A 19,305-nucleotide genomic window follows, 5' to 3' on the forward strand; every position below is an offset into this window, starting at 1 on the left:
AATATTCGGAGGTAGAAATAAAATGGCAATCACAGCAGCTCAGGTTAAAGAGTTAAGAGAGCTCACAGGTGCCGGTATGATGGATTGCAAGAAGGCACTTGCAGAGACTGATGGTAATATGGAAGCAGCAGTAGATGTACTTCGTAAGAGCGGTGCAGTTAAGGCTGAGAAGAAGGCAAGCAGAATCGCAGCAGAGGGTATCTGCCGTGCAGCAGTTAATGGTACAACAGGTGTTGTTGTAGAGGTTAACTCAGAGACAGACTTCGTTGCTAAGAACGAGATATTCCAGACATTTGTTCAGCAGATCGCTGATCAGGCACTTGCTTCATCACTTGTTGGTGGCAAGGATGGTGAGGATGTTGAGGCACTTCTCGGAGAGAATGGTCTTAAGGAAGCCCTTGTTGACAAGACAGCAACAATCGGAGAGAAGTTATCATTCCGTAGATTCCAGAAGCTTTCAGGCGATGTAGTAGTTGACTACTTACACGGCAATGGAAGAATCGGTGTTATCGTAGCTGGTAACGGCGCAAGCGATGATGCTGCTAAGGAAGCGCTCAAGAACGTAGCTATGCAGATCGCAGCTATGAACCCACAGTACATCAGCAGAGCTGATATCTCAGCAGACGCTATGGCTAAGCTTAAGGAGATCACAGTTGACAGTGCACTTAATGCACCTGATACACTTCCAAAGCCAATCCTTAACAAGCTTATCGCAAAGGCTGTTGACGGCGTATGGAGCGCAGAGGATGTAGCTATCTACGAAGAGAAGAAGAGCAACATGAACTTCTTATTCAACTTCCTTTCAAAGGAGGCAAAGGCACAGCTTGCAGAGCTTGCTATCGCTGATAAGGATGTTATCGTTGCAGATAAGATCTTCAATGGTCTTGTTGAGGGACGTATCTCAAAGCAGGTTAAGGAGATCAGCCTTCTTGATCAGGTATACGTTAAGGCTGAGGATGGCAAGCAGACAGTTGCCAAGTACCTTGAGTCAGTTAACAAGGATCTCAAGATCGCCAGCTTCGTTCGTTTCGAGGTTGGAGAGGGAATGGAGAAGAAGAACGAGGACTTCGCAGCCGAGGTTGCTAAGCAGATGAACGTTTAATCATATCCCGTATCTGAATATATGAATAATTGCCTTGCGGTTGGCTTTTGAGCTGGCCGTGGGGCTTTTTTATTGTCTGTTTCTGTTGATATCCAGCACTGTATAAAATATAATCTATGTAATTGCGGTTCAGACAGTGGATTTACGGATATATACAGATACAGGGTAGCGGACTGTGAGGATGGAACCAGGATAATATTTGTCGACTGCCGTCAGGAGCTGGAGTCGTTCAGAAATACGTTGGTATACAGTGTAGGAGTGTCACTTCTGGGATTCCTTGCGGTGTTCATGCTGGTGCTGTTCTGGTCAAAGAAGATATTCAAGCCGGTGGCTGAGAGTTATGCCAAGCAGAAGCGGTTTATCACCGATGCAAGCCATGAGATCAAGACACCCCTAACCATCATAGATGCAAATACCGAGGTCATAGAGATGGTGAACGGTGAGAGTGAATGGACGAAGAACACCAGGGATCAGGTCAAGAGACTGACAGCGCTCACAAATCAGATGGTGGCTCTCTCCAGACTGGATGAGAATTCCATCAGGCAGCTCATAAGCATACTGGTGGATAACGCCATGAAGTATGCTGTTGAATCAGCGGATATAAGTATATCCTTGAAGCGTGATGGCAGAAAGGTGAAGTTTGTTCTCAAAAACCTCACAGATGGCATGGAAGAGGGCTCTCAGGATATATTGTTTGAGAGATTCTATAGACCTGACAGCTCAAGAAATTCGGAGACCGGAGGTTCGGGAATAGGACTTTCTCTCGCCAAATCGATAGTTGAGTCTCACAAGGGCAGGATAACAGCAAGATGTGACGGGGATGGATACATCACATTCCAAGTTACATTATAGAATAATACAGTGTGTATACGTTAAAACGCTCTGTTCATGATATGAAGTTTACATAACATATCATGGACAGGGCGTTTTCTTTGTATAAGCGTTGGGATTTATTGTGCATATTTGAAAATACATAACATAATATTATCTTGTTGCGCACAAATTTGCAAATAGATTGCGCTTGAGTTGCGCTTTGATGTATACAAAATGCACAATTAATTCTTAAAAACATTGTCTACAAGCGACATGGTAACCAGAACTCAAATATGTTAATATATCAGTATGAGGACAAACGGTTGCGCAACTGTTGATCAACATTATTATTGCAAGGAGGAATCCTTGTGATAATGCAAACGCCGCGCGGAGCGCATTGGGATGCGTCTGCGTAATAATACTTATTAGGAGGGCATATATGAGAAGAAAGAGAATTGTAAAGCAGATTGGCTGTGCAGTTCTTGCAGGAGCGCTTATGGTAGGGCAGATCTTTGGATCTGGAGCTTCACTGATAACAGCGAAGGCTGCGGAGAGCTGGGTGGACACACTCAAGGTTGCAAATGGCGATTTTGAAACAGGTGACAGCAGTAACTGGACTATAGAGAGTGAATCGGGAGCTGAGCTTGTTGTAAAAAACGGTGGAAGTAATGTAAACTCCACATATTATCTTAATATCTGGGCTTCAGATGCGGCTGATGTCAGCATCACACAGACTGTAGTGGCTGTTCCTGCGGGAACATACAAGCTGGAGTATGATGTCGAGGGCGATGCACAGGATACAGGACTCACAGTATCTGTCGCTGATAAGTCACAGGCTGTTGGAGCCACGACCGGATGGGATGCATGGGCGACAAATGAGACAGTAGAGTTCGTTCTTGAGGATACAACTGATGTCAGCATTTCATTCAAGGGCAGTCTTGCCAAGGGATATTGGGGCAAGATAGACAATGTAAAGCTCTGCAAGCTTACAGACGAGGAAGATGTAGTTGAGCCCGTGGAGGCTGGAATATATGTGGACCGCGTGAGTGATCTCACATACACAGATCTGAACGGAGAGAAGCAGTCATTTATCGAGGGTGTAGACGTATCATCCTATGTGTCACTGAAGAACAGTGGAGTTAAGTATTATGACTTCGATGGCAATGAGCTTGACGATATCGGATACTTCAAGTTCCTTGCTTCATGTGGAATAAATTATGTGCGTGTCCGTGTATGGAATGATCCATATGATGCAGACAAAAACGGTTACGGCGGCGGTAACAATGATTTGGAGACAGCCAAGAAGATCGGACAGTATGCAACAGCAGCCGGAATAAAGCTTCTTGTGGATTTCCATTATTCAGATTTCTGGGCTGATCCAGGTAAGCAGCAGGTGCCAAAGGCTTGGGCTGACTTTACTCTTGACGAGAAGGTAGCTGCAGTTAAGTCATACACATCGGAGAGCCTTAAGACTCTGCTCGATGCTGGCGTTGATGTGGGTATGGTTCAGATCGGAAATGAGACGACCAACGGAATATGCGGTGAGACATCAAAGAACTGGGAAAACATGGCAAAGATCTTCAGTGCCGGAAGCGAGGCGGTGAGAGCCATCGACAAGAATATCCTTGTTGCCATCCATTTCACCAATCCTGAGAGAAGTGGCAATTACGCAAATTTTGCAAAGAGACTTAATACATACAATGTAGACTACGATGTATTTGCATCATCATACTATCCTGTATGGCATGGCACACTTGACAACCTCACATCAGTTCTCAAGAATGTGGCAGACACATACGGAAAGCTGGTCATGGTAGCAGAGACATCATGGGCATACACTCTCGATGATGGTGACGGTCATGACAACACAGTCAGAAAGGGTGTAAACGACTCGACAACTTATGATATATCAGTTCAGGGACAGGCAAATGAGATCAGCTCAGTTATCAAGGCTGTAAAGAATACAGGTTCATCAGGAATCGGTGTATTCTACTGGGAGCCTGCATGGCTTCCTGTAAATGTGTATGATTCATCTGCAGAGAATGCAGCAGACGTCCTTGCAGCCAACAAGGAGGCATGGGAGAAGTACGGTTCAGGCTGGGCTTCATCATACGCAGGAGAGTACGACGCAGCAGACGCCGGCAAGTGGTACGGCGGTTCAGCAGTTGACAACCAGGCACTGTTTGACTTCACAGGACACCCACTTGAGTCGCTCAAGACATTTGCCTATGTTCATACAGGAACAAAGACAAAGAGAGAGGTAGTCTCAATAACAGTTGATGATGTTGAAATCGAGATAACAGATATTGCAAATGTAGCTCTGCCGACTGCAGCAACAGTAGCTTACAATGATGGCAATTCAGAGAGCGCAGACATCACCTGGGAGGATGGAGCACTTGAGAAGGTAAAGAACTACGGTGCAGGAACATGTACTGTAAAGGGAACTGTGACAGTAAATGATGAGACTGTCGAGGTTCAGTGCAATGTAACAATATTAAAGGAGAACATCCTTGTAAATCCTGGATTTGAGTCAGGAAACGAGGGATGGACCATCGCTGATACAAGCAAGGGATTTGCAATCAAGACAAAGGAAGATTTTAGAAACGGTGCATATTGTGGTCACTACTACAATTCATCAGATTTTGCATATGATGTATATCAGACCATCACACTTGAGCCGGGAGAGTATGTGTTCAGCGCATATCTTCAGGGCGGTGCAAATGGAGATAACGATGTGTATGAGGTGTATGCAAAAGCTGGAGATACAGAACTTGCATCCGCACCTGCAGTCCCACAGGGCTGGAAAATCTGGCAGCATCCTGAGATTAGATTTACAGTGGAAGAGACAACAGAGGTTGTTGTCGGAATGAGAGCAACCGCATCAGGTAAGGCATGGGGAACATGGGATGACGCATATCTCTACAAGGATGCGGATATCACACCGACACCAGATCCAAATCCAGATCCAACACCTGATCCAGATCCAACACCGGACCCAGATCCGACACCGGACCCGGATCCAACACCAGATCCAATACCAACACCTGATCCAGATCCAACACCAGACCCAACTCCTTCTATTGATACAAGCAAGAATGGTCTTGTGAAGGAGAATGGAAAGACCTACTTCTATAAGAAGGGCGTGGTTCAGGAGAATTACACAGGATTTGTCAAGAGTGCCGGAGTCAACTACTATGTTGTAAATGGCGTGGTAAAGACAGGATACAAGGGACTTGTAAAGAGCCCTAAGACGGGAAAAACATATCTTGTAAAGAATGGCAAGATTTATACAGCATACACAGGTTTCTACAGAAATTCAAAGGGACAGCAGTGTCTCATAATAAAGGGCAAATTTGCAGAGAGCAAGACAGCCCTTGTCAGAAGCACTAAGAATAAGAAGTATTACTATGTAAAGAAAGGTATAATCCAGTCAGGTTATACAGGCTTCTTCAAGAGTACCACAACAGGTGCTAAATGCTATATCTACAAGGGTGTATTCCAGTCAGGCAAGACGGGAATAGTAAAGAGTCCTAAGAATCACAAGAACTACTATGTGAAGAAGGGCAAGATCGCCACAGAAGTTACCGGTATAGTTAAGATATCAGGTTCAAGATATAAAGTAGTGAGAGGTCTTGTTGTCAAAAAAGTAAAATAGTACAGAGTAATACATATATACGATAGTCCGATTGGGGAATACCCGGCCGGACTATTTTATTATTTGTTTATATGTTATTTAATTTTTGTAAGAAACATTAAGAAATTATTTAAAAGTAGTTGAAAAAGTATCATTAAGTGATATAGAATGGATAAGTATTTGTTTATATTATACTAAAACGAGAAAAGGAGAGTAATCATGGACAAATTCTTCAAAATCTCAGAGCGTGGGTCTACAATCAAGACCGAGATCATGGCAGGACTTACAACATTCTTCGCCATGGCATACATCGTTCTGGTCAATCCAAATCAGGTTGCAGGAGAAGGCAGCAATGGCTGGCTGGCAGGGGCAGTTCCAGACATGGCTGGTGAGCTTGGTACAGTATGGAATGCTGTATTCATCGCATCTATTCTTGTTGCAATAGTGGGAACACTTCTCATGGCGTTCCTCGCGGACATGCCATTTGCACAGGCCTGCGGAATGGGACTTAACTCATTCTTCTGTACTATCTTTGTAGCTGGTGCAGCATTTGCAGGTGTGAGTGTTATCAGAGGTTATCAGGCAGGTCTGGTAATAGTATTGATATCAGGTCTTGTATTCCTGATCCTTTCAGTGACAGGACTCAGAAAGTACATTGCAGTTGCAATGCCTGAGTGCCTTAAGAAGTCAATTCCGGCAGGTATTGGTCTGTTCATAGCTCTTATCGGACTGAAGAATGCAACACTTATCCAGGACAACCCATATACATTTGTTCAGTTCTTTGATTTCCACGGTGTGATCACAAGCGCTGGCAGCACAAAGGAGGCTATTGCACAGATCGCACCTCCTATAGTAGCATTTGTAGGATTTATAATAATTGCGATCCTTGCAAAGCTTAATGTAAAGGGTAACATTATCATAGGTATCCTTGTATCTACAGTATTATATTATGTTATGATGCTTCAGGCACCTAACTTTGATTTCTCATCGATCGGACAGTCATTCAAGGATTTCGGTTCAGTCGGATTCCTCGGAGTGTTCCAGGGACAGGCATGGAAGGATGCATTCTCTGCTGAGTATATCGGCGGTGTGTTCTCAGCAATCATGCTTGTTGTCAGCTTCTGTCTGGTAGATATGTTTGATACCATCGGAACTCTCTATGGTGCAGCTTCCCAGGCTAATATGCTTGACGAGAAGGGTGACCCAATGAAACTTGACGAGTGTATGATGTGTGACTCTATAGGTACTGTATCAGGAGCTCTTCTCGGTACATCAACATGTACAACATTTGTAGAGTCAGCTTCAGGTATCGCTGCAGGTGGTAGAACAGGTCTTACAAGTTTGGTTACAGCACTCTGCTTTGCAGTATGTCTGTTCCTCAGCCCTGTTGCCAACATCATTCCATCATGTGCAACAGCACCAGCACTTATCTTCGTAGGTGTACTTATGGCTAAGAACTTTGCAAAGGTTGATATGGAGGATATGCGTTCAGCAGTTCCTGCATTCGTGACATTCCTTATGATGCCGCTGACATACTCTATTTCAAATGGTATCGGTCTTGGCGCTATCACATATGTTCTTATCACACTGTTCACAGGCAAGTATAAGAAGCAGGATATCGTAGTGACAATTATTGCACTCTTATTCATAGTAAAATTCGTTTCGGTAACTATGTAATTATTTAGTGACACAAGAGAATTCAAAGCGTTCCCGCATATAAGTGCGGGGACGTTTTTTTATTTGCCAAAGTGAGTTTTTTGTAGTATCATACCAACTGTGTACCAGTAGCCAATCGGATACGGCAATGGCCTCCGGAGCCATGACGGGCGGTTCGACTCCGCCCTGGTACGCTTTTTTATACTCTGATATTTATTTCGTAAAAGGATGATATGCAGTGATGAAGAAGAAAAAGAATTTGGAAGCGGAAGAACAGAATATAGAAAATGAAGAGCCGGAGTTGGATGGGAAATCAGAGATCGGTGGAGATTCAGAGACAGATGATGACTTAGATGACGGTGAAGATCCGGAGTCAGACGATGAATCGGATGACAGTGGAGACTCGGGATTAGATGATGACTTAGATGACAGTGAAGATTCGGAGCTGGCTGATAACTCAGAGCCCGGCGGAGCTTCAGAGGTTGAGGAGACCCCGGCGAGACAGAAAAGGCCGTATGAGGATTATGTCATAGAAGATCCTGAGGATATGGATGATGCACCGGATACCGGAGATATGTTCGATGATGAAGAGCTGTATGGCGATGACGATTATTTTGCCGAAGAGAAGGCAAAGACGCGGAAAGGCCGAAGAAGATCCAGACATGGCGGGATCTCTGGTGGCGTTCTTGTCTTGCTGTGGGCGGTATTTCTGATACTTGTCGGAGTCTATGTGTATGTATTTTTTATAAACGATAAGCTGTTCACAGAGGACATAACCGGAAGAGATAATACGGTGAGACTGGAGATACCTGACGGAGCAAATTACAGGCTGTGTACGATCGATGAGATAAATCAGCTAGTGAACAATTACCTTTTGGCGAGAACAAAGGCAGATCAGACGACACTTCAGAGACTGGTCACAGATCCGTCGGAATTTGACGACATGAAGAGCATTGAGATAGCAGCGGAGTATATAACGGCGTACAACAAGACCACCTGTTATATAGCCAACGGATATACTGCAGATTCGTATATCGTGTACGAATTATCCAATCTGATGATAAAGGATGTCAACTCGGAACCGCTCGATATAAGGTCGTTATATGTGACGAAACAGTCAGATGGAAGCTACAAGATCAACAATTCGGCTTTGTCTGACAAGGAGAGCTCGTATATCAACACCATCAACTCATCTGGTGATATACAGGCGATATATGAACATGTAAAAGAAAACAATGATTATCTGCTTAGAACGGATGAGACATTTAGAAAGTTCCAGAATATGTATAATTAAAGAAAACGCAGGCTTTATGCCTGCGTTTTCTGCTGAACAGCTATTTTGTTACATAGCCTCTGAAGAGTCTACAGTATCTGTGTCGATCAAAACCCCTCTGGTAGGAACCGGTGTGGAGAATACTATCTGTGTCTCTGTGCTGCCAAATCTCTGGAGCTGTCCGATAAATGAGTCGAGATCCATGGTATTAGGAAAGCAGACCTTCATGAGCATGGAGTGCGCACCGGTCACACAGTTGCATTCCAGTACATTTGGACATGCTTCAACAAATGGATAGAAGGTTGGCTTCTGTTTTGGATCAAGAGCCATGTGTATAAATGCTGTGATGTGATATCCGAGAGCCTCATGGTTGATGCTTGCGTGATATCCGGTCAGTATTCCTGCTTTCTCAAGTCTCTCTATTCTTGCTGAAACTGCCGGCGAAGAAAGGAAGACTTTGTTGGCCAGATACTTGAGTGGGGTTCTGGCGTTGCCCTGTAAAAGATGAATGATTTTTCTGTCGATGTTATCCATAATATGCACTTCCTTTTCCTAAAATAAAAAAAGGTGCGTTTCCGAAGAAACACACCTTTGCGTTTGCTTAAATATACATTAATTGATAAAAAAAATCAAGGACTTTTACAAAATTAATTTAACTGAATCTTTGCTGTGGGTTATACATGGTGTGATGAATGGTTCACAAAATGAAAAATAAATGGTATGATGGTTCTGCATATTGGTTAGAATTTACTGGCCTTGGTCTGGCTGATACATGGTGTATGCTGACCAGAAATTAGAATGTGAGATATGTATTAACAATATAGGAAAATAATAACAGAGGAAAGATTATGGCGGATGGAATAAGACTTAACAAATATCTCAGCGAGGCAGGCGTGTGCTCAAGGCGCGCTGCGGATACACATATAGAGAATGGAAAGGTTACGATCAACGGAGAGACTGCAGTCATGGGTCAGAAGGTCATGCCCGGGGATGTGGTGACATTCATGGGCAGGAAGGTTCAGCAGAAGGATAGGACAGTGATCCTGGCATATAATAAGCCGATAGGACTTACCTGTACAGCGAGTAAGGCTGATCCAGACAATATATTTGATCACATAGATTATCCGATCAGACTTCAGTACGTGGGAAGGCTGGACAAGGACTCCCAGGGTCTACTTCTTCTGACAAATGATGGTGACCTGTCAAATGCCATCCAGAAGTCGGTGAACAACCATGAGAAGGAATACAGAGTGCGGGTGAACCGTGAGATAACAGAGGACTTCATCAGGAAGATGTCGGAAGGAGTGCCTATACTTGATACAGTGACAAAGAAATGTAAGGTGCGAAAGATAGATGACAGGTCATTCATGATAGTGCTGACACAGGGGCTCAACAGGCAGATCAGACGAATGTGTGATGCATTGGGCTACAGGGTAGTGAACCTGAAGAGAGTCAGGGTCTGCAACGTGAAGCTTGGCAATATGAGACCTGGAGAGTTAAGGGAGCTCAGCCGCGAGGAAGAGGCAGAGCTGAGACGGATAGTGGGGATGTAGTAGAGAGTGTATATAGGATTTTTTGTGGGGTGTGTATGGAAGATATTAGTAGAAATACCAGTGAAAATATTAAAGAAAATAATGACATTAGTGGCAATAACGATAATGGCAAGATAGCCAGAATTAAAGAACTTGTAAAGCAGCTCAACGATGCTGCAAAGAAATATTATATGGAAGATACAGAGATCATGAGCAATCTGGAATATGATGCTCTGTACGATGAGCTGAGTGCCCTGGAGAAAGAGACCGGGATGGTCATGAGCAACAGCCCGACGGTCAAGGTAGGATATGAGGTCGTCAGTGAGCTCCCGAAGGAGGCTCACGAGCATCCAATGCTTTCTCTTGACAAGACAAAGGATGTAGGTGCTCTTGCGTCATGGCTTGGCGGTCAGAAGGGCGTAATATCCTGGAAGATGGACGGACTCACAGTTGTTCTCACATATGAGAACGGAGAGATGATAAAAGCGGTTACCCGTGGAAATGGTGAGATAGGCGAGGTCATCACGAACAATGCGAAGGTATTTGCAAATGTACCTCATCACATCCCGTACAAGGGCAAGCTGACGATCAGAGGCGAGGCGGTCATCAAATACTCGGATTTCAATGCGATAAATGAGAAGATAACGGATGCGGAATCTAAGTACAAGAACCCGCGAAATCTGTGCAGCGGCTCAGTGAGACAGCTCGATAACAAGATAACAAAAGAGAGAAATGTACATTTCTTCGCTTTTAATTTAGTGGACGGTGAGGATGTGGACTTCCACAATTCATTCAAATATCAGCTTGACTGGTTGGAGCAGCAGGGATTTACCGTGGTAGAACACTACCTGACAGACTCGTCGGCACTTCCTGATAAGGTGAGGGAATTTTCAGAGAAGATAACGGATAATGACTTCCCATCGGATGGTCTGGTACTCATGCTGGATGATTTGGCATACGGAAGGAGCCTGGGAACCACAGCCAAGTTCCCGCGAAATGCCATGGCGTTCAAATGGGCGGATGAGGAGGCAATCACCCACCTCCGTTATGTGGAGTGGAGTCCATCAAGAACTGGACTCATCAACCCGGTTGCTGTATTTGACCCGGTGGAGCTCGAGGGAACAACAGTAAGCCGTGCCAGCATACACAACGTCAGCATACTTAAGTCATTGGCGCTTGGCGAAGGTGATGAGATTGCAGTGTACAAGGCGAATATGATCATTCCGCAAATTGCAAGGAATCTAACCATGAGCGGTAACGTGGTCATACCGGCTGCGTGTCCTGCATGCGGAGGAGAGACTGAGATAGTGAGGGAGGAAGGCGGTGCAGCGTCAGGAGTTGAGACTCTGTACTGCACAAACCAGTTCTGCCCTGCGAAGAAACTCAAGTCATTTTCACACTACGTGTCCAGAAATGCGTTGAATATAGATGGACTCTCAGAGGCGACCATAGAGAAGTTCATAGACGAGAAGATCCTCGAGGAGCTTCCTGATCTGTATAAGCTTGCGGCTCACAGAGAACATATAGTTGAACTTGAGGGATTTGGCGAGAAGTCGTACAACAAGCTTGTGGCTGCGGTGGACGCATCCAGACAGACGAACATGTGGCGTCTTGTCAATGGCCTTGGCATTGCAAATGTCGGAGAGGCGACAGCCAAGCTCATGGCAAAGCATTTTGCAAATGATATGGATGCCATGAAGGAGGCAGATGTGTCAGCCTACGTTGAGATAGACGGAATCGGTCAGGTTATAGCAGAGGATATAGTCAGATACTTTGAAAATGAGAAGAATTGTGCTATCATAGATAGGTTGATGGCTGAGCTTACGTTTGTGGATGAGGTTTCTGATACGGAGCAGGATCTGGCGGGCAAGGTGTTCGTCATAACCGGTTCGCTCACCCATTTTGACAACAGAAACCAGCTCAAGGAACTGATAGAGAGCAGAGGAGGTCAGGTTACAGGTTCTGTATCTGCCAAGACCTCATATCTTATAAATAACGATGTGAATTCCACATCATCCAAGAACAAGAAGGCGAAAAGCCTTGATGTTCCTATCATATCTGAGGAGGATTTCTTAGAATTGATTGGACAGTAGGGTAACTGCGGTAGATTACTTGGTGTGTGCTGCTGCATGTTTGCTTGGATAAGCAGTAAATGGAAAGGAATGAATAGAGATGCCGATAAGAATAGATGATGATCTGCCGGTTAAGAAAACATTAGAGGACGAGAACATATTTGTCATGGGAACAGGAAGGGCGCACAGCCAGGACATAAGACCCCTTGACATTCTGATACTCAACCTCATGCCGCTGAAGGAGGATACAGAGCTGCAGCTCATGCGAAGCCTGTCAAACACCCCACTTCAGGTGAACATCACGCTTCTTAGAACCATGTCCTACGAGTCCAAGAACGTGACAAAGGGACACCTTGACAGATTCTACGAGGATTTTGACAGCGTAAAGAACCGCAAATGGGACGGTTTCATCATAACCGGAGCACCTGTTGAAAAGATGGAATTTGAGAATGTTGACTACTGGGATGAACTCCGCGAGATCATGGATTGGTCCGAGACAAATGTCACATCGACCATGCACATCTGTTGGGGCGCCCAGGCGGGACTCTACTACAGATACGGTGTGCAGAAGTTCGATCTTCCTCAGAAGCTGTCCGGCATATACGAACATCACACCTTCCACAAGAGAACACCGCTTGTCCGTGGCTTTGACGATGTATTTTACGTGCCACATTCAAGATACACGGGCGTATCCAAGGAGGACATTGTAAACAATGAGCACCTTGAGATCGTAGCCGAGTCAGACGTGGCTGGCCCGTACCTCATAATCGGTGACGGCGGTAAGAACATATTTGTCACAGGACATCCTGAGTACGACGTGCTGACCCTCGACCAGGAGTACCACAGAGACCTCGCCAAGGGACTTAATCCACAGATCCCGGTGAATTATTACCCGGACAACGACCCGGAAAAGAAACCAGTGAAGAAGTGGAGATGCCACGCGAATACTTTGTATGCGAATTGGTTGAACTACTATGTTTATCAGCTCACACCTTATAAGTGGGAGTAGCATAGGGGACCGAGTAGCATAGGGGACGTTCCTTTTGTAACGAGGAGTGTCCCCGTGTCACGATTAAGACACGGGGGAATCTCCTATACAGAAAATGTATTTTAAGCAAAAGGTGCTACATATCAATGATAAATGTATGCAAAAATGATGTGATTTTCTATATTTTAATACTTTGTGGCTATTAATTGGAGCTTTTTCAAAATTCAGATGGTGTTTTTTAAAATGGAATTAGTTGGGGAATACATAAGATATAAAATTGGGGTACAGCAACTATATGGCTGATAATTTAGGCTGATTTTGGAGCAGATTGGAGTCAAAATGGGGTCAAAATAAGACATAAAATGGGGTCAAAAAATCGTTCTTAAAATTTAAAAATTAAAAAAAATATTACTATGTGAAAAAGATAGGGATTGAATTCATTAAAATAAGCTGATGTATGTTGCAATACACCAGCTTATTTTTTTTACTTTCGGGGGCGCGAGATGCCACTTGTCATCGGCTACGTAGATGAAGGGGTGAGAAAACCTCTTTGATACGTACCTTTGACAAGTAAATAGGACAGGCATATCAGACTAACATATTTCGCCATATAGGTGGCAACATCCCCATACGAGCCAGGATAATTCTCGAAGCAATTGCGGGAGCCCAAGATTAGGAACCGAGGGTGAGTCATGCTGATAGCAACAGATAAAAATGAAATATGTAGTACGCCCTGCTGAAGCATATATTGACAGCAGGAGAGTGGTTTCTTGCGGATCAGCTATAGATAGGCATGAGCGAACGCAGTGAGGATGGCTGATCCTTGATGTGCTAACCCGGTTGGGGGATAAATTGCTTTTCGATGAAAGCAGCTTGGATAATTGTAGATGTATGAATTCGAAGCTGTTTTCATGGGAAAAATTCCTGTCGGAGCTTTTCGGGGACAGCCGCTGTACGCCCAAGCCTTAATATCTGCAGGAGAGCCGACGATATATGTTTCCGTATCTTCCGCAAAATCAACTATTATGCCAACCGAAGCAATATCTGCGCAATGTTCAAAAAATTCATCATAAAAGTTTATTCTTTACCATATAAAGTTGTTTTTCAAATTATCATTCTTGGAAATTTTCCTGTACTCACTCGGTGTGATCCCTGTTCTTTTTTTGAATATCTTCATAAAGCATATCTCATTTCCGTATCCGCAGAGGTCGGATATTTCCTTAACGGTCATATCGGTGGTCGAAAGATAATATTGTCCTGTCTTGATCTTTGCGGATAAAATATCTTCATAGCAGCTTATCCCGAATTTCCGTTTGTATATTGCCTGAAGATATGACGGACTCAGATTCATTTTTTCAGCAAGCTGATATATATTGCTGTAGCTCCCTGCATTGCTGTAAATATCGGTGCGGAGCATTTCAAGAGCGGAAATGCGGCTTTTATCGCTGTCAGGATTTATGCTGCTTTCGGATATTTTCATAAGTATCATCTGCATAAGCATATTTTCGTATTGTTTTCTGTTGGTCGAACCGGCTACATTTTCACGGCATAATATCGTAAGCAGCTCTTCAATTGCAGGAATATCCGCCGAGGTGATAAGCGTGTCAGTTTTTATCCCATTCATAAGCTCGGTATCGTCCGTATCAAAATGGACAAAGTGATTAACATAACTTCCGCACAGAGTTTTGTAATGCTGCATTGTTCCCTTGCTGTATAAAATGAGGCTGTCGGGAGAAACGGTTATTTCTTCACCGTTTTGTATCAGAACAGCGGAGGTCTTGAAGATAACAAGAAGATCATCTCCCGAACCATCCGGTCTGCATATTTCAAAATTCCCTTTGTGTCTTACGTTCTGACAGACTGTGTTTATACTTATCATATCATCACCTCAAAGTACGAACGGTTAGTATAATAATATTATAAGTCATTGCAATACCAAGGTCAATGACTTATATAGATAATATAATAATTCAGTATGCGACGGAGGTATAATATGAAAAAAATATCAATAGTAATAAATGCAGACGACAGGCTCGGACATATCTCTCCCGAGATATACGGACATTTTTCCGAGCATCTCGGAAGATGTATCTACAACGGTATATATGTGGGTGAAAATTCACCTATTCCGAATACAGACGGAATAAGGAATGATATCATCGAGGCGTTCAGAAATATAAAAGCTCCCGTTTTCCGCTGGCCCGGCGGCTGCTTTGCGGAAGAATATCACTGGCAGGACGGTATCGGTGAAAAAGCCTTGCGCCGAAAGATCGTGAACACGAACTGGGGCGGAGTTACGGAGGATAATTCTTTCGGTACACACGAATTTATGCGCTTCTGTGAGCTTGTTGGCTGCAAGCCTTATATAAACGGCAATGTTGGCAGCGGCAGTGTTCGTGAAATGTCCGAATGGATAGAATATATGACCTCAGATGTGGAATCGCCTCTCACAGAGCAGAGAAAGAAGAACGGCAGAGCCGAGCCGTGGAAACTCGAATACCTCGGTGTCGGCAATGAAAACTGGGGCTGCGGAGGAAATATGCGTCCCGAATATTACGCCGACGTTTATAAAAGGTATCAGACGTTCTGCCGCAATTATTCGGGAAATAGACTTTATAGAATAGCCTGCGGTCCAAGCTCTGCCGACTATAACTGGACAGAAGTCATGATGAAAAATCTTGACAGCAATAATGTTGATGCTATCGACCTGCATTATTATACGATGCCCGTATGGCCCGAAATGGAATCAGCCACCGATTTTGACGATGAGCTTTATTATAAAACTATCGCTGCAGCGAACTTTTCCGATGAGCTTATCACAAGACATTCGGAGATAATGAATCGCTATGATCCCGAAAAGAAAATAGGACTTGTAATAGGCGAGTGGGGCTGTTGGCATAAGGTAGAAGAGGGTACGACCCCGGGATTTTTATATCAGCAGAATACTATGCGTGATGCTATCGTTGCTGCAATAGAGCTGAATGTTTTTAACAGACACAGCGACCGTGTTGTAATGGCAAACCTTGCACAGGCGGTGAATGTTCTCCAATCGGTCATTCTTACAGAGGGCGGTAAGATGATAAAAACGCCTACATATCACGTTTTCGACCTTTTTAAAACACACCAAAACAACGAGGCAGTTTACTGCTATACGCAGAACGAAAATATGTCGGAAGGCAAAAATGCTCCGATGATCTCGGTTTCCGCATCGGTGAACGAAAAGAGTATGACCGTTACCGCCGCAAACTGTTCGCTTACGGAAGAGGCTGCTGTTGAATGCAGCATTTTCGGATTTAAAGCATCATCGGTTTCGTGCAGGATACTTACAAACGAGGCGCACAGCTATAACGACTTCGACTGTCCCGACAGGGTGAGCATTACCGAGCATACGGCAGTCATCAAGGATAATGTTTTAAAGCTGAATATTCCGCCTTGTGCTGTTGTGGAATGTGTTGTTGACTAAATATTGGGGCATATTCACAGTGCATTTCGTCTTTAAAATAAAAATATAAGCATAAGAGCTGCGTTTCATTAAAGAAGCGCAGCTCTTTGTTTTATAAAGCCATAAGGTGTATGTGGATGTATTAGCAGTATTCACGAAAGATGGTGTGCTTCTGCCCAAGAAATTTATGTGGGAAGATGGAAGTGAATATGAGATTACACGTGTAACTGATATACGCCGGGCAGCTTCTCTCAAAGCTGGAGGTGTAGGTGAGAGAAGATATGGAGATTAGATTATATTATGTTACTTGTCCGGGCTGTGGCAAGTTCCTGTGTAAGTGCAGCAATTCAAATATGGAACATAAATGTGAGAGGTGTGGTGCAGAATATAATATACAGATACAGGATGGCCTTTTGATGATGAGACCAAAAGATAAAAATGATAAAAAGGCAGGCTGCAAGGTCATGAAGAAGATGAATGATAATAAACCTGCAGTTCAGGCTGTGTAGCCTGACAAACAATTTAATATTACGGACATATATCCGTTGAGCCATGAATCTGCCACAGAGCAAAATGATGGTTGTGATATTGTCTGGTGTTTGTGATTAGCTGTAAATGAGTAGCATAGGGGACGTTCCTTTTGTAACGATGAGTGTCCCCGTGTCACGATTAAGACACGGGGAAATCTCCTATACAGAAAATGTATTTTAAGCAAAAGGTGCTACATATCAATGATAAATGTATGCAAAAATGATGCGATTTTCTATATTTTAATACTTTGTGGCTATTAATTGGAGCTTTTTCAAAATGCAGATGGTGTTTTTAAAACGGAATTAGTTGGGAAATACATAAGATATAAAATTGGGGAACAGCACTATATAGTTGATAATTTAGGCTGATTTCGGAGCGAATTGTGGGCAAAATGGGGTCAAAAAATCGTTCTTAAAATTTAAAAATTAAAAAAATATTACTATGTGAAACAGATAGGGATTGAATTCATTAAAATAAGCTGATGTATGTTGCAATACACCGGCTTATTTTTTGCTTTCGGGGTGCGAGATGCCACTTGTCATCGGCTACGTAGATGAAGGGGTGAGAAAACCTCTTTGATACGTACCTTTGACAAGTAAATAGGACAGGCATGAAGAATAAAGCTACAGAGATCGTGAATGAAATAAAAAGCAGAGGCAAAGAGGCCTTGAGTAAGGTTATGGAGTTTTGGGGAGTGAAGCAAAAACTTGAAAATATCCGGGACAAGATTAGAGGTGGTATTTCAGAGACAAATGAGACTTTGGCAAGAATCGAGGGATTTGCGGAGGGCATGACAGCTTCTAACGATATGTTTGTAAATAGCTTCCGGATGCTTATGGGAAAAGAACGGAAGAACTATAAAGACAATATGTTTGTCAAAATTGATTCATCTGTACTGAAAGGTCCATGGGAGTGGCAGAAGAAAGTATATCAGAGTCTTGAACACCATATAGACGTGGCTATTGATAAGTTGCGTCCCCTTTTTGCGTAGTAAGAATGCAGGTAATGAATGTACTGAAAAACGGACATGACATTTTGTAGTATGTAGATATCTAGAAAGTAAAAATTCAGACGAAGATAGAGGAGGAACAGACATGACAGATAATGTAAAAAAAGAATTGGAACTTCATGTAAGAGAACTACAGCATTCTATAGATAATATAGTTCCCTACGCAGATACTACGGAAGATGTTGTTAAGATGAATTTTGAATCAATTAGATTGTTAGTTGATTATTGTGAAGGATTGAAAAATGAAAAATCGAATGAAAGCTCATTGTGCTTTAGATTATCAAATTTTAAAGGCGGAATGCAAGTTCAGAAAGAAAAAGTTTTGGAGGCTTTATCAAATAAAGAATGTGGATATTTTTATGAGACAAATCAGAAGGATTTTATACAAATTCCAGGAGCGCCTATTGCATATTGGATTAGTGATAATATGAAAGTTGTGTTTTTAAATAGTGTTTCTCTTGAAAAAATTGGTAAACCAGAACAAGGTATGGCGACAGCTGACAATGGGAGATTTGTGCGTTGCTGGTATGAAGTAAATAATAGAAAAATTTCAATATTTGAGAGTATGCAAGCTAAATGGTATCCGTATAATAACGGCGGGGGTTTTAGAAAATGGTATGGTTTTAATATTGATGTTGTAAACTGGGAAAACGATGGAAGAGAAATAAAAGCATTTCCAAAAGCATATGTACGCAATGAAAGAGATTACTTTAAGTCTGGAATTACATGGAATGCAATAACAAGTAGCGATGTATCTGTCAGATTCTTTGAAGAAGGTTTCATCTTCTCAAATGCAGGAATGGCAATATTCACAAGCGAAAAGTATGAGTGTTATGACAACGAAGGGGAAGAGAAATGTTAGAATTCAGCATATACCAAATGAGAAACTAGGGATATGTTGGGTTAGGATAAAATAATGGAGGGGATACTCTATGTGGCATACAACTGAATTAATAGGTGCTTTTAAGGATATAACAAATAGATATGGGTATGGCATTTACCAAAATAGAAAGTTGTGATGTACTCTGTAAAGGGTGGTTTCTGCCACCTGAATACATAACGGCTGGCGGCTCATTTGTGGTGAATGTATGCAGCCGAAAGGCGGTGGTCAATCAATAGAATCCAGTATTTTCTTGATGGGCACACAGTACAGAGTATGAAAAAGCTGCTGAAACTCTCCTTTTCTGGATTGTTCAGCAGCTTTTTATGTAAAATCCTTTGCAAATATATCTGCCCCCACGCAGGGTTCCTTG

The 19,305-nt window shown here is 43.1% G+C and carries 15 protein-coding genes and 1 tRNA gene; 14 read left to right on the forward strand and 2 right to left on the reverse strand.

The window, feature by feature from the left end; genetic code table 11:
* The first annotated feature begins 22 nt into the window (after nt 1-22).
* The 6 genes from tsf to DW025_RS05655 all read left to right on the forward strand — a co-directional run bounded on the left by tsf (nt 23) and on the right by DW025_RS05655 (nt 8,499).
* On the forward strand, nt 23-1,102 hold the full coding sequence (gene tsf, locus DW025_RS05620; RefSeq protein ID WP_022216097.1) for a translation elongation factor Ts: 1,080 nt from the start codon (nt 23-25) through the stop codon (nt 1,100-1,102).
* A 72-nt stretch (nt 1,103-1,174) separates the two neighbouring features.
* Nucleotides 1,175-1,954, forward strand: coding sequence for a sensor histidine kinase (locus DW025_RS05625; RefSeq protein WP_119999128.1), 780 nt, complete (start codon nt 1,175-1,177; stop codon nt 1,952-1,954).
* Nucleotides 1,955-2,354: 400 nt separating this feature from the next.
* Nucleotides 2,355-5,570, forward strand: a complete 3,216-nt coding sequence (locus tag DW025_RS15295) for a glycosyl hydrolase 53 family protein (protein WP_165854757.1) — start codon at nt 2,355-2,357, stop codon at nt 5,568-5,570.
* 198 nt (nt 5,571-5,768) lie between these two features.
* Nucleotides 5,769-7,226 (forward strand): NCS2 family permease, encoded by a 1,458-nt coding sequence (locus tag DW025_RS05645; protein WP_117548786.1) that lies wholly within the window; start codon nt 5,769-5,771, stop codon nt 7,224-7,226.
* A gap of 101 nt (nt 7,227-7,327) precedes the next feature.
* Nucleotides 7,328-7,399 (forward strand) — tRNA-Arg (locus tag DW025_RS05650).
* A gap of 47 nt (nt 7,400-7,446) precedes the next feature.
* Nucleotides 7,447-8,499 (forward strand): hypothetical protein, encoded by a 1,053-nt coding sequence (locus DW025_RS05655; RefSeq protein ID WP_118649226.1) that lies wholly within the window; start codon nt 7,447-7,449, stop codon nt 8,497-8,499.
* Between the two features lie 48 nt (nt 8,500-8,547).
* Here DW025_RS05655 and DW025_RS05660 read toward each other — a convergent pair whose 3' ends face one another.
* Nucleotides 8,548-9,012, reverse strand: a complete 465-nt coding sequence (locus DW025_RS05660; RefSeq protein WP_118016656.1) for an Lrp/AsnC family transcriptional regulator — start codon at nt 9,010-9,012, stop codon at nt 8,548-8,550.
* Nucleotides 9,013-9,326: 314 nt separating this feature from the next.
* On the opposite strand from DW025_RS05660, the gene DW025_RS05665 reads away from it, so the two are divergent.
* The 3 genes from DW025_RS05665 (at nt 9,327) to metA (ending at nt 13,091) form a co-directional block, all read left to right on the forward strand.
* Nucleotides 9,327-10,031 carry a pseudouridine synthase gene (locus DW025_RS05665; protein WP_022216102.1) on the forward strand — a complete coding sequence of 235 codons (705 nt, stop codon included), beginning with the start codon at nt 9,327-9,329 and terminating at the stop codon, nt 10,029-10,031.
* A gap of 35 nt (nt 10,032-10,066) precedes the next feature.
* On the forward strand, nt 10,067-12,103 hold the full coding sequence (ligA, locus tag DW025_RS05670) for an NAD-dependent DNA ligase LigA (RefSeq protein WP_119999130.1): 2,037 nt from the start codon (nt 10,067-10,069) through the stop codon (nt 12,101-12,103).
* A 79-nt stretch (nt 12,104-12,182) separates the two neighbouring features.
* Nucleotides 12,183-13,091 carry a homoserine O-acetyltransferase MetA gene (metA, locus tag DW025_RS05675; protein ID WP_055223972.1) on the forward strand — a complete coding sequence of 303 codons (909 nt, stop codon included), beginning with the start codon at nt 12,183-12,185 and terminating at the stop codon, nt 13,089-13,091.
* 1,063 nt (nt 13,092-14,154) lie between these two features.
* On the opposite strand, the gene DW025_RS05685 is transcribed toward metA, so the two are convergent.
* Nucleotides 14,155-14,949 carry a helix-turn-helix domain-containing protein gene (locus tag DW025_RS05685; protein WP_055272761.1) on the reverse strand — a complete coding sequence of 265 codons (795 nt, stop codon included), beginning with the start codon at nt 14,947-14,949 and terminating at the stop codon, nt 14,155-14,157.
* A 114-nt stretch (nt 14,950-15,063) separates the two neighbouring features.
* On the opposite strand from DW025_RS05685, the gene DW025_RS05690 reads away from it, so the two are divergent.
* The 5 genes from DW025_RS05690 (at nt 15,064) to DW025_RS05705 (ending at nt 18,914) form a co-directional block, all read left to right on the forward strand.
* Complete coding sequence (locus tag DW025_RS05690; protein WP_119999132.1) at nt 15,064-16,533, forward strand: alpha-N-arabinofuranosidase; 1,470 nt, start codon at nt 15,064-15,066, stop codon at nt 16,531-16,533.
* Nucleotides 16,534-16,645: 112 nt separating this feature from the next.
* On the forward strand, nt 16,646-16,804 hold the full coding sequence (locus DW025_RS14815; protein ID WP_165854743.1) for a hypothetical protein: 159 nt from the start codon (nt 16,646-16,648) through the stop codon (nt 16,802-16,804).
* Nucleotides 16,794-17,021 (forward strand): hypothetical protein, encoded by a 228-nt coding sequence (locus tag DW025_RS05695; protein ID WP_119999134.1) that lies wholly within the window; start codon nt 16,794-16,796, stop codon nt 17,019-17,021. Before DW025_RS14815 ends, DW025_RS05695 begins: the two co-directional genes overlap by 11 nt.
* 632 nt (nt 17,022-17,653) lie before the next feature.
* Nucleotides 17,654-18,034, forward strand: a complete 381-nt coding sequence (locus tag DW025_RS05700) for a DUF6674 family protein (protein ID WP_119999136.1) — start codon at nt 17,654-17,656, stop codon at nt 18,032-18,034.
* Nucleotides 18,035-18,137: 103 nt separating this feature from the next.
* The gene (locus DW025_RS05705) at nt 18,138-18,914 is read left to right on the forward strand and encodes a hypothetical protein (RefSeq protein ID WP_119999137.1); all 777 of its coding nucleotides are present in this window, start codon (nt 18,138-18,140) and stop codon (nt 18,912-18,914) included.
* The last annotated feature ends 391 nt before the right edge of the window (nt 18,915-19,305 follow it).

Source organism: Coprococcus sp. AF38-1 (genome assembly GCF_003603945.1).
GTDB lineage: Bacteria > Bacillota > Clostridia > Lachnospirales > Lachnospiraceae > Coprococcus > Coprococcus aceti.